This is a genomic window from Brotonthovivens ammoniilytica (genome assembly GCF_025566885.1).
In the GTDB taxonomy this organism is placed as follows: domain Bacteria; phylum Bacillota; class Clostridia; order Lachnospirales; family Lachnospiraceae; genus Brotonthovivens; species Brotonthovivens ammoniilytica.
Window position 1 is genome coordinate 61330 of record NZ_JAOQJQ010000007.1, and the last position, 12377, is coordinate 73706.

At 42.3% G+C, this 12377-nt stretch carries 14 protein-coding genes; 1 reads left to right on the top strand and 13 read right to left on the bottom strand.

Features of this window, described 5'->3' with window-relative positions:
- Positions 1-9 precede the first annotated feature (9 nt).
- Complete coding sequence (locus OCV88_RS14040) at positions 10-1161, bottom strand: carbohydrate kinase family protein (RefSeq protein ID WP_262591370.1); 1152 nt, start codon at positions 1159-1161, stop codon at positions 10-12.
- Positions 1151-1624: a VOC family protein gene (locus OCV88_RS14045; protein WP_158426076.1), complete on the bottom strand. Its 474-nt coding sequence runs from the start codon at positions 1622-1624 to the stop codon at positions 1151-1153. Before OCV88_RS14045 ends, OCV88_RS14040 begins: the two co-directional genes overlap by 11 nt.
- 96 nt (positions 1625-1720) lie before the next feature.
- Between OCV88_RS14045 and OCV88_RS14050 the strand changes: the two genes are divergently transcribed.
- Positions 1721-2740 carry an AraC family transcriptional regulator gene (locus tag OCV88_RS14050; RefSeq protein WP_158426077.1) on the top strand — a complete coding sequence of 340 codons (1020 nt, stop codon included), beginning with the start codon at positions 1721-1723 and terminating at the stop codon, positions 2738-2740.
- A 35-nt stretch (positions 2741-2775) separates the two neighbouring features.
- Here the strand turns inward: OCV88_RS14050 and OCV88_RS14055 are convergent, their stop codons facing one another.
- The 11 genes from OCV88_RS14055 to lepB (OCV88_RS14105) all read right to left on the bottom strand — a co-directional run bounded on the left by OCV88_RS14055 (position 2776) and on the right by lepB (OCV88_RS14105) (position 12329).
- Positions 2776-3252 carry a VOC family protein gene (locus OCV88_RS14055; RefSeq protein WP_158426078.1) on the bottom strand — a complete coding sequence of 159 codons (477 nt, stop codon included), beginning with the start codon at positions 3250-3252 and terminating at the stop codon, positions 2776-2778.
- Positions 3253-3267: 15 nt separating this feature from the next.
- Positions 3268-4245 (bottom strand): sugar phosphate isomerase/epimerase family protein, encoded by a 978-nt coding sequence (locus OCV88_RS14060; RefSeq protein ID WP_158426079.1) that lies wholly within the window; start codon positions 4243-4245, stop codon positions 3268-3270.
- The gene (locus OCV88_RS14065) at positions 4229-4669 is read right to left on the bottom strand and encodes a C-glycoside deglycosidase beta subunit domain-containing protein (protein ID WP_158426080.1); all 441 of its coding nucleotides are present in this window, start codon (positions 4667-4669) and stop codon (positions 4229-4231) included. Before OCV88_RS14065 ends, OCV88_RS14060 begins: the two co-directional genes overlap by 17 nt.
- Before the next feature lie 17 nt (positions 4670-4686).
- Positions 4687-5979, bottom strand: a complete 1293-nt coding sequence (locus OCV88_RS14070; RefSeq protein WP_158426081.1) for an MFS transporter — start codon at positions 5977-5979, stop codon at positions 4687-4689.
- Between the two features lie 5 nt (positions 5980-5984).
- Positions 5985-6986: a sugar phosphate isomerase/epimerase family protein gene (locus tag OCV88_RS14075; protein WP_158426082.1), complete on the bottom strand. Its 1002-nt coding sequence runs from the start codon at positions 6984-6986 to the stop codon at positions 5985-5987.
- Entirely contained in the window at positions 6986-8137 is a 1152-nt protein-coding gene (locus OCV88_RS14080) for a Gfo/Idh/MocA family protein (protein WP_158426083.1), read from the bottom strand. Before OCV88_RS14080 ends, OCV88_RS14075 begins: the two co-directional genes overlap by 1 nt.
- Positions 8138-8163: 26 nt before the next feature.
- Entirely contained in the window at positions 8164-9198 is a 1035-nt protein-coding gene (locus OCV88_RS14085; RefSeq protein WP_158426152.1) for a TIM barrel protein, read from the bottom strand.
- A gap of 250 nt (positions 9199-9448) precedes the next feature.
- Positions 9449-10213: a ribonuclease HII gene (locus OCV88_RS14090; protein ID WP_262591375.1), complete on the bottom strand. Its 765-nt coding sequence runs from the start codon at positions 10211-10213 to the stop codon at positions 9449-9451.
- A 4-nt stretch (positions 10214-10217) separates the two neighbouring features.
- Entirely contained in the window at positions 10218-10829 is a 612-nt protein-coding gene (gene lepB / locus OCV88_RS14095; RefSeq protein ID WP_158426084.1) for a signal peptidase I, read from the bottom strand.
- Between the two features lie 48 nt (positions 10830-10877).
- Entirely contained in the window at positions 10878-11729 is an 852-nt protein-coding gene (gene ylqF, locus OCV88_RS14100; RefSeq protein WP_158426085.1) for a ribosome biogenesis GTPase YlqF, read from the bottom strand.
- 15 nt (positions 11730-11744) lie between these two features.
- Entirely contained in the window at positions 11745-12329 is a 585-nt protein-coding gene (gene lepB / locus OCV88_RS14105; protein WP_158426086.1) for a signal peptidase I, read from the bottom strand.
- Positions 12330-12377: the final 48 nt, after the last annotated feature.

Genomic DNA, 12377 nt, shown 5'->3' on the forward strand with positions numbered 1-12377 from the left:
ATATGATTCCTAATCTGATTTTGGCAAAAGCAGATACTGTTTCTCCCATCCTTTTTCTATCCGCTGCATCTGTTCTTCCAGAGACTTTAAATTGGAAACCGCATCGTATGATTCCACACAGGAAGCTCCCGTGGCCGCTGCCAGCTTCAAGCAGTCCTCCCATGAATATCCGGACATAACAGCCTGCAGAAATGCTGCGATACTTGTATCTCCGGCACCGGTCCCTGATAAAATCCCATGGGGTTTATATGAATATTCAAAATGACGTTTGTCCGCCCACTGCCGGACATCTTTTATAATACCTGTTTTTTTCAGGCGTTTTTCTCCACCCACAGCCAGATACAATCCGGCCGCCCCGCATTTTATTAATACAATATTGGCGCCCCAGTCCAGTAAGCGGTCTGCCAGTTTTTCAATTTCAGACAAACGCAGAACAGAAGTAATGTCCCCTCCATCTGCTCTCTTTTTCCAGCTGTCATACTGCTGCCTGTCAATCATAAAAGCCAGTTCTTCTATACTGGGCAGAAAAAAGTCCACATAGGGTATAACTCTTTTTATAATCTTCTCCCAGTCAGCCTTGGCCGCCTCTGACCGCTGATCTACAGCAGCCATATCCAGCGAAGTTGCCACTCCAAGGCTTTTTACCCGCTGAAATATGCTAAGCAGCTCTTCCCCATCCCTTTGATATATCTTTTTCATCAGCGGCGGATAACCGAAATGAAACAGCCCTGCCCCTTTAATCTCGTCATAGTCAAGGTCACTGCCGGAAAATGTATGATTCGTCCCTGGATGGTGCAGAAACATCCTGTCAATCCCTTTGGGCGCCAATACCACAGAATATGATGTACTGCCATCCGGATCCTCCATAATATGATCAACCTCGGCAAATTTGTTTAGCTGCTCTTTTACAATGGAGCCAAAATGATCATGGCCGATTTTGCTCATCAGACATACAAAAGCTCCGAGCATCTTTAATGCAAGCCCTGTATTGGCCACACTTCCCCCTATATGGATATCTGCACTTCCAACCTCGCTTAAACCTCCCGGGCAAAACAGATTTGTGATTTCACAGCCTTTATCATTTAAAAATGCGGGTGCGATATCCAGACAGATATGCCCTGCCACTACAATCTTCTGTGTCATATTTTTTCTACCTTCCATCTGAATTTTCTTCATTATGAATTTCCATTAAGATGCCCATCTCCTTTTGCAGATCCGCATAAGCAAGCATGGGAGTCACTCCATCTTCCATTTTTATATCCAGATAAGGTTTTCTGCCGGAAATCTGTCTGGCATGTGCAAGAGCCTCCCCAAAGGTTTCCTGGGATGCAAAACCAATGTGATGCATCATAGGGCCATGCAGCTTTAACCAGTCAGAAAACACCTCATCATTTTCTTTTGGGGCAAAAAGCTCTAATTCAATTCCAAGACAATCGCATACCGCGGTAATCATATGAATGCCGCCCTTTCTCCCATTTACAATCTTGTTGGCAAACACTTTTTCCACAACTTCGTATTTCCATGGACCAATTCCGTATTCTCTTTCATATAATTCGGCTGCTTTATAAACATCTTCCACCATAATTCCAAGATGTACTATTTTTGTCAGTTTTCCTTTGCTCATAATTACGCTCCTTCTCTATCTATTTTCTTCTAATCTTGACGTTATTTTTTATCAAAGGTATAATTCTTTTAACAACCTTTTACCGGAGGAACACGTATGCCCCCTTACAAAAACAGGAAGATTGAAATCATTGAACATAACACCATCAGCAAACTTAATTTCTTTATATTGGACATCACATATTCCACCGCTCATATCCATTCGGATCTGGAGGTTTTATATGTGGTAGAAGGAAGTCTTAAGATTGATACGGTTGACCAATCCTTTACATTATCTTCCGGGGAAATGGCATTATTTAACCCCTATCAGATTCATTCCTGTTATGCAAAGACCTCCCTTTGTCTTGTACTGGTCACACAGATTGATGTCACATTCTGTCAGAATTATTTTCCGAATATTACAAACCTTCGTTTCTGTACCTCAGATCTGAATGCTGTGGTTCCTCAAAAGGAACTGAAAGAAATGCAGGACGTATGTTTCCATATTGCTTACAATTACTTCGGCCAGAAGCTTGGATTTGAATTCCGCTGTATCAGTGATGTAAACCGGCTCTTTGACTATTTCCTGCAATCTGTACCCCACAGTTTTATTTCTGAGGAAGAAAGGGTAACTGCTCTGAATTTTGAAAACCGGATGGAACGGATCCTGGCCTATATAAAGCAGCACTATACAGAAAAGCTGGAACTTAATAAAATCGCCCTGCAAGAGGGGCTGACCCCTACTTATTTATCTCACTTTTTTAAAAAGCATCTGAATCAGTCCTTTCAGTCATATGTCAATACTCTGCGGCTGGAACACGCCATCTATCTGATGCGCAACACAAACCTGAAAATTATTGATATCTGTATTGCCAGCGGTTTTTCAGACAGTAAATATCTGAACAAGCAGTTTGATATTATGTATCATATGACCCCTTCTGAATTCCGCAGACAGCACAAACAATTATTTTCTCATACTAGAGAATCCACAGACTCAGATCACAGCATACAGCAGAAACTGTCTATGGAAGAAAGTCTGTTTGTACTAAGGAAACATCATTTCTATAAATGTGATGAGCACGGTTCACCAAATAAAATTTTATCAGAAGCTTCACCCCAGGAAAGGACAGAGAAATAAGATGATTGCATTTACATATTTCCCTGTCCTTTGATTTAATCTCTTATTTCATTATAGATTTCCACAATGGAACCCATTTCCTCTACCAAATCCAGGTATGCGAAGTCCATCCCTCTGCGGTCTTTAGCATGAATCTGTTTTGCATGAATCCACAGTTTTTTTCCTTCTGCCTTCTGTGCATCCAAAAGCTCCTGAAACAGACTGTTACCGTCAGGAGTCATAACTGCAAAATGGTGCACTCCCGGTCCGTGTTTCTTTAAATAATCCATATACGGCCCCTCTCCCGTTGGCTCTATCAGCTCTATTTCAAATCTGTCAGGGAAAACGGTTATGGCCCCTTTAATATTAAGCTGTCCCGGCTTTCCGTTGATTTCCAGAGGAGGCAGATCTGCCCCGTCAAAACACTCCCACTGACTGATTCCCAGATATTTTTCAAAATTTGCTATGGCCTGTTTCAGATTAGTGACAATAATCCCAACCTGTGAAACTCTGCTGACTTTACACTCTGTCATTTTTGTTCCTTTCTGCTAGGCATTTTCATAAAGCCTTCTGGTCAGATTATGAAAACGTTTCAGCTGCATATCGTCATCTTCCTGAATCGAGTAGTGGTGTCCCTCATATTCACCAATGAAATATCCCTCATATCCTGCCTCTTTGATCAGGGGCATAATTTCCTCATACGGAATACAAGGATCTGTGATATCATCCGCAAGATAATAAAACTTCCCGTGAATCATATGAGCATACTTTAACATGGGAATAAAATCTTTGAGATCCCCTGCGGATTCTGAAAATTTAGGACAAAATTCATTCACATACTGTGTTTCCACAGAAGAATTACAAAATTCCAGTAATCTGTCCTTTGTTTCTCCTGTTCTTATCATACTTAAAACCTGGTTCATACGCTCTGGGGCAAAACCGTCTTCTAATGCCTGGTTGATATGTAACTGATGGGGGTAACGCTGGAAAATACTTGTATCAGGACACACGCCAAGCCACCCCTCTGACTTTTCCATAATATCAAAATACTTCTGCCATACTTCTACTTTCGGATGATGAGGCCAGTGCATTTCAATACAGAGCTTTACATCCATTTTTTCACAAAATGGAGCCATCCGCTGAAAAATTTCCGGAGAAATAGAATGCTGGGTTTTCATCATATGAAAACCAGCTTTTCTGGCATAGATGATATCGTTTTTTGTAAATTCAATCACTTCCTCCGGCGTCAGATCACGGTCAGAGCGCATCCCAAAATCAAGATACCCTTCCCAGCACACCGGATCCATATCATAATCTGAAATCATCTGAGCAAACCGGTCCAGCCAGGCATCCGCAGCATAAGGATATTCTTCGCACATCTGAGCCGCCACAATGGTAAATCCACGGTATCCAAGATCTTTTGCTTTTTTGATACACTGCTCAAGATTCATTTTTCCTGTATGAAAAGAATTTGCAAAACTGTAAAGGGAGACTCCATATTTTAAACCATTATTTTTCATTTCCATCTGACGATCCTTTCGTATTTAATTTCTTTGTACAGGTACTGGTAATCATAAGATAATTTCCAAAATAACCGGTATAGGGTATCTTATGTTTCATCTTCATGAAAACCTCATGTTCCCCCTGATTCAAAGGATTTTCATCAAGTACCCGAATTACTGCTTTTGTTCCTGTAAACCAGTACTCCTTGCTGCATTCCGGAATCTCATTTAAGAAAAACCATTTGCCGTTCACCCCAAAACGAATGGCATCTCCGGGAATTATTTTTCCATCTATCATAACTTCCAGATTTTCTATATTGCACAGATAAGCTCCGCGGTATGTAGGATACTTTACACAAAAATCATATCCCAGGGGAATTCCTTTCGCTTCATATATCTTCAGATCATCTTCGCAGACCATATATTCATTAAATGCCGTAAAATCCATAATTGTCTCCTTTTCTATTATTTCTTCAATAATTCCGGATGTACTATCTTATCCCATTTTGCTGCATCCGTACATTTGATAATCAGTATGTCAATCACCAGCAATACAACATATACCAGATATGCCCGTGACAAACTTCCGGTCAGCTGCAGTACCACTGCATTTACAATAAAGTTCAGACTTACAATACAGTAACCCATGGGGAAAGCCAGCTTGTTCACAAAGGGATAATCCATAGTTCCAAAAATGGACGCCGGCCAGGAGATCTGAAAATTGGTTGTTCCCCCCAAAGACATACCGATAACCAGAATCGACACATAAACAAGAGGCGGACACCACTCAGCCAGCAGATTTAACAATACTCCCACCGCAAAGAATCCGCAGTAAAGCATCGCCGATTTTTTTGTTCCCATTTTAGTATCCAGCACACCTACAAGCCAGCTGCCAAACATTCCGCAGACAGCCGCTGCTGTCATAGCTCCTACTGCCACCGGCTGAGAAAGTCCCAGTGCAATATTACGGTTTACAAACTGAGATACGATTCCCACAAGGACCAGGCCCATAATACCCGGAACAAGAGCTGACAGATACAATTCCTTTGTGCGCAGAAGTTTTCCTATGGTCCAGTCACTGACATAAGAGCTTCCCTCATCTTTTATAATAGCGTAATCCCTCTCATACTCTTCCCGGCTTACATTATCCGGATAGATTCCTGCATCCATGGGATTATCCTTTAAAAACACCAGGCATAAAATTCCCATGAGAATTGGAAGAACTCCAAAAACAGAAAGTCCGATCTTATAATTTGCAATAGTTACAAGTACAGTCATAATGGGAACCATAATGGCTGATGCGATATTGGCTCCAATGGTGCTGATTCCAACAACAACGCCACGTTTTTTGGGAAACCAGGAGGACTGCAGCGCTCCCATACAGAGAAAAAATGTCCCCTGACCGCAGCTGACCATAATACACATACTGACAGCATACATAACAAGGTTCTCTGCCCTTAAGAACAAAAATAAAAACGCAAAACCGAAGATAATCATTAAAATACCGCTCATTTTGCTGCTTCCGATTTTATCCCTGATCTTACCAATCACAAACATGGCAACGACCCCTGCAAATCCCGCAATTGTTCCAATGGAAAGGCAGATATTATAGTCAAGACCCGATCCTTCTGAAATTGCAGGCAGCGCCACATTTAATCCATCTGAGGTACCTGCATTATTACAGAACAGACAGATGATTCCAAATAAAATTAACAACCAGCCTTTCGATCCAAAATTTCTTACACTTGTTTTATTCATCTGACTCACTCCTGCCCTTCCTTTGTTTTTAATGCACTGTCAAAAGCCATCTCCGATGGAGAAAAATTGATTTTCTTTGTATAGCTGCAGGCTTCTGTTGCTCCAAATACACGGTCCATGCCGCCATCCTCCCATTCAATGGACAGTGGTCCGTCATAGCCTGCTGCATTTAATACTCTGATTATTTTATCAAAATCCACATCACCATGACCGGGAGATACAAAATTCCATCCTCTGCGGGGATCCCCAAAATTAATATGAGAACCAAGAATACCATTCCTGCCATCTAAATTGACCGCAGCATCCTTAATATGAACATGGTATACTCTGTCCATAAAGTCGTAAAGAAACATTGCCGGATCTATTCCCTGCCAGATCAGATGACTGGGATCAAAGTTAATTCCAAGAGCGGGACGCCTGTGAAAAACCTCTAAAAGCTTCTTTGTACTCCAGTAGTCAAAAGCAATTTCTGTAGGATGGACCTCCAGCGCAAACTTCACTCCGCATGCATCAAACTCATCAAAAATCGGCTGCCAGAGTTCTCTGATTTTACGATAGCCTTCCTCAATCATCTCATCTGTAGTCTGTGGAAAGGAATACCACATTTTCCAGATAGGTGAGCCCATAAATCCTGTCACAACTTTAACTCCAAGATTTCTGGCGGCCTTTGCCGCATATTTCATTTCCTGAATGCCCCATTCCCGGATTTTTTCCGGGCACCCTGCATACTCAGCAGGAGCGAAACCATCCAGACGTTTATCCCAGATATCTCCCACACACTGGCCCGGCAGATGGGCCGCAATGGCTTTACAGATTAATCCATATTTTTCTAATGTTTCCTGCACTTTTCTGACATAATCAGGATCTTGTGCCGCTCTTTTTACATTCAGCTGTCCCCAGCTTGCAATCTCTAGTCCATCATATCCCATTTCTTTTGCAAGTCTGCAGATTTCTTCCAATTCCAGATCTGCCCACTGAGCAGTCATCAGTGTTACCGGTCTTGCCATTATTTTTCCTCCTGTAAATCTACCCATACATTTCCATTCTCATTACTTTTTAAACATGCTTCCACAAAAGCAAGCCCTTCTTTTCCGTGGCTTATGTCAGGAAAATCAATCATATCTTCTGAAAAGCTGCCTTCTTTTTTGGCACGTATACAACAAATAAAACTCTGATATAGATTTGCCATTGCTTCCAGCCAGCCCTCTGTATGGCCTGCCGGAAGTCTTGCGTATTTTCCGGCCTCCGGATCAATACTGCTATATCCCCGATGAAGCTTTACAATACTTCCGTCTGCATGAATTTCTGTAATTTTTTCAGACTCTTCCTGATCCCAGAGAATGGTTCCCCGGCTTCCGTATATCCGCAGTTTCAAAGCATTATCACTTCCGATAGCTGCCTGAGAGGTCCAGTAAATTCCCGAAGCCCCATTGTCATATTCCACTAATATCGAATCATTATCATCCAGCACGCGTCCCGGGACAATCACATCCATTTTAGCCAGTACCCGCTTTATTTTCAGTCCTGTAGTCATAGCTGCAAGATTTTCTACATGAGTACCTAGATCCCCCAGGCAGTTTACTCTGCCGGTCTTTTTAGGATCACATCTCCAGGCTCCCTGCTTTCCTCCAAAATCATCCTCAAATGCCAGCCAGCCCTGTGGATACTCCGCCATAACCATACGGATCTCTCCCAGCTCTCCCTTTCGTATTTTCTTTTGAATATGTTTTATAGTTACATGCCCCATATAGGTGTAAGTCACCATAAGCAAAAGCTGCTTTTCCTCTGCCAGCTTCTGCAGCTTATCGGCCTGTTCAAAGCTGATGGTTACCGGTTTATCACAGGCCACATGGATTCCCGCCTCCAGAAAGGCTCTGCACATTTCATAATGCAGATAATTTGGCGTCACAATCACCACAAAATCAATTCCGTCTTCACGCTGGGCTTCTGCTTTTGCCATTTCTTGATAAGATTCATAACACCTTTTGGGATCAATATGAAAGGCTTCTGCCGCCGCTTTAGACTTTTCCTGATTTCCTGAAAAAACCCCCGCTGTCAGTCTGGCTTCACCGTCCAGATTTACAGCCCTTCGGTGTGCGGCGCCGATAAATCCATCCAGACCGCCGCCAACCATTCCATAAGATAAGACTTCTGACATTCCCGCCTTCTCCTTTCTTACAGTACTTATGCAAGCCCCATAAGCAGATTCATCACATACATTTCCAGTCCTTCAAAATCTCTGTCTGCCACAAGCTTTTTCTGAAGATCATAATCAAATTCTGCCACTTTCTCTTCCAGCGCCCGGACAATTTTTAAGCTGTTTTCCAGATGCTTATAGCTATCCTCATCTTTGGTAGTCCGCATTGCCTTCACATCCAGTCCTACATATTCTCCATTGGAGCCATATCCATTCTCAATCAGAACTTTTACCTGATTGAATGCCTGTCTGAGATTTTCCACACCAAAAGTTTTATCCTGGTCGTATTTAATTCCATTCTGATCATTCAGATGTACGCCCCAGAGTTTCCCCATTGCCAGGGCGAACCCAATTTCATGCGAAGGATCAAGCCCTGCCAGGATGGCATGAGCTGATTCTAATAATCCGCCTACTCTGGACGGATCTATGGTAGCCGCAGATACTCCCATCACATGTCCTATCGTTCCGCAGATACTTCTGTCTATTGGTTCATTGGGTTTCGGTTCAATTACAATTTTAATCTCAGAATCATACCTGAGCATCTCATTGATGGCATCAATGAGCATCTGTGTGGCCCATACGGGACTTTTGCTCTCTGCACAAAGGGTTCCCTCCCTGGCCAGCCACAGAACCACTTTGTCAGCCCCCAGCTCATTTGCGATATCAATGGAGCGTTTCGCTCTCCACATGGCGTAATCTCTGTCTTCCTTACAGGTTGACATAAAACCGCCATCACTGGTATGAGGATCCATCCAGAGTCTTGGAGCTACAAACTCCGCAGCAAGATGATAACGATCCAATAATTTTTTTACCTTTTTTGCCTCCTCTTTGATTTCCTCTTCTGATAATTCATTGATATCCGGCACTGCATCATCATCGTGAAACTGAATCGCGTCAAACCCCATCTGCGCAAATTTTTCAATTTTTTCTTCCAGAGAAATACTGCTTCTTGTAGCCGGACCATAAGAATCGGCCCCGTCATGGACATTCCACGGACCTGCTGAAAATTTAAACTGTGACATCATATTTGTCCTCCTCTAATCTTGCTTACTTGTTGGCAATATCATATCAATTCTGCCTCCAAAACTCTTTGACACATTTAATCTTTGCGCTATGACAAATATGCTTTTGTTATAGAAAAGGCCCCTGATTTTTTCAAAATTAAAAGAACATTCCCGCAAAAAATCAGGACTTTCTATTTCCCGCTTTTTTGTGAAAATGTTCTTTTTTCTGCTTAATTTATTTATTTTCCCAAAGTCTTACTGCTTACAGCTATATAAAATTTTTAATAAAACTCTTTCGGTGGATGGGACTTGGCCCGTATTTTTTCAATGCCTCAATATGGGCTAAGGCGCCATACCCTTTATTGGATGCAAATCCATATTCTGGCATAACTTTGTCATACTCTTTCATAAGCCGGTCTCTGGTTACTTTTGCTATGATGCTGGCGGCCCCTATGGAAATACTTTTTGCATCTCCTTTGATGATAGGCACCTGCTTTATGGGCACCTGTGGAATAGTTACCGCATCATTTAGCAGCAGATCCGGCTGTGGATTTAACTTACCGATAGCTTCCCGCATAGCTTCATAGGTTGCCTGCAGGATGTTAATCTCATCAATACGCTGGGGTCCTGCCATTCCGATTCCAACAGCCACTGCCTGCTCCATAATAATATCATATAATTCTTCCCGCTTTTTTTCACTGAGCTTTTTGGAATCATTAATATACAAAATACGGCAGTCTTTTGGAAGAATCACTGCACCTGCTACCACAGGACCTGCCAAAGGCCCCCGGCCGACTTCATCTATTCCGCATATATAAGCATACTGTGCATAAGTTTTTTCATACTGTCTTAAATTTTCAATGCGCTCTTTTTCTGCCTGAAATTTTAAAAGCTGCTTCTCTGCCTGAGATACCAGCTTTTGCACACCGCTTCTTTCATCCTTTTGATAAGTGTCCATAAAAGAAGGCAGCATTTCTATGGATGCTGCCTTTAATTCTTCTTTTATGACGCTGATTTTTTTATCTTCCGTCAATCTGTCATCCTCCCAGGGCGTCGCTTTGCTGAATCCTGGCTACCAGTCCAAAGTCTTTGAACGGAAAAATCCGAACCCACGCCCGCCCGATAATATCTTCTCTGTTAATAATACCCACATCTTCAAAACGGCTGTCCTCACTGTTGTTTCGGTTGTCTCCCAGAACAAAATATTCATCGCTGCTTAAAGTAATGGGCTCTGCCGCAAGTCCCGGATAATCAATAGGTTCATATCCATAATCTTCTTCTAGAACCTCTCCGTCAATATAGATGTTTCCGCCCTCGTCAATCTGAACCGTCTCGCCGGGCAGACCAATGACACGTTTGATAAAGTAAGTACGTTTTTCATATTTATACGGAAATACAATTACATCATACCGTTCCGGGTCGTGGAAACGATAGGAAATCTTATCCACAATCAGATTGTCTCTGTCATGAAGTGTAGGATACATGGAATTTCCGCTTACCTGTGTTCTCTGGGCCACAAATAAAATAAACAGTATTGTTACAAATACTACAATTCCAAGATAAATAATTGTATCCAGCGCTTCTCTTCCTTTACTTTTTTTTGGCTTCCCGCCCTGATCTGCGTCTGTTTCCAGCTCTTCTTTTCCCATTTATTAAACTTCCTCACATCTGATCTGTTTTTTCAATCTTATTCCATTTTAGTCAGTTACCGGCGGAAATTCAAGTGTAATTTTCCCTATACGACCGCTTCTGAATTCATCTATTACAAGGGATGCCGCTTTGCTGTAATCCGGTTCATTCCCTTTCTGAATACAATTTCTGCGCACAGCTGTCTGTTCCAGCACTTTTACAGGCTCCTGATCTTCATCTACCTCATACCTGCTGCGTAACATACCCGGATAATATTTCTGCAGAAGCTCAATTAAATTCAGGGATAACTCATCAATATTTAAAATTTCATCCTTTATGGAACCAATCAGTGCCAGCCTAAGTCCCACCATCTGATCATCAAATTTCGGCCATAAAATACCCGGTGTATCTAAAAGCTCTACATTTTTATTCAGACGAATCCACTGCTTTCCTTTTGTCACTCCGGGCTTGTTGCCTGTTTTTGCACATGCCTTTCCTGCAAATGTATTGATAAAGGTAGACTTCCCTACATTTGGAATCCCCACTACCATTGCCCGCACCGGCCGGTTCTTAATCCCCCGCTTTCTGTCACGCTCAATTTTTTCACTGCAGGCCTCCAGAATAACATTCTGAATGGTTTTCATCTCATTTCTGCGCCTTGCATCTATTTTTACAACAAAGAATCCCTTTGATTTAAAATAAGCTGACCAGGCCTCATTCTGCTTCGGGTCCGCAAGGTCCGATTTATTAAGCAGAATCAGACGGGCCTTATGTTTTCCAAGCTCGTCGATATCCGGATTTCTGCTGCTTAATGGAATTCTTGCATCCACCAGTTCTATAACCAGATCAATCAGTTTGATATCTTCCTGCATCTGGCGTTTTGCTTTGGTCATATGACCTGGATACCATTGAAAATGCATATTACTACCTGCTTTCTATTTAATCCGCCCTATGGAGCTCCATGGATAGGTGCAAAACCATGCCTTCCCTACAATATCATCCTTTTTTACATTTCCGATATTTGCATAACGGCTGTCCTCACTGTTATCCCTGTTGTCTCCAAGAACAAAGTACTCGTCTTCACCTACTGTAATTACCTCTTCCGCAAGTCCGGCTGTCTCAATAGCCTCTGTATCCGTCTGATCAAACAGTTCTCCATTCACATATACAGCCCCGTCTTTAATCTGGACTTTATCCCCCGGTTCACCTACCACCCGCTTTACATAACACCGGGATTTTTTATTTCCGTTGGGATAAAATACAATCACATCTCCCGACTTTGGCCCGGACAGATGATAAACCAGTCTGTTCACCAGCACACGGTTGTTATTCTTAAGGGTAGGAGACATAGAATCCCCTGCCACAGTGGCCCGCATTCCAAAACAATACACACAGACAAACGCAATGGCCACTACAATCATAATTTCAATGATCCAAAACAGTACATTTTTTGTGGCGTTCCGGTCAATTCTTCTCCGGCGCCTGTTAAAATTCAGACCTCTTGTCCCTCCGAATCTCATACACCCTCCACCGTGATAGACAAAAAGGGACACATCTGTATGTGTCCC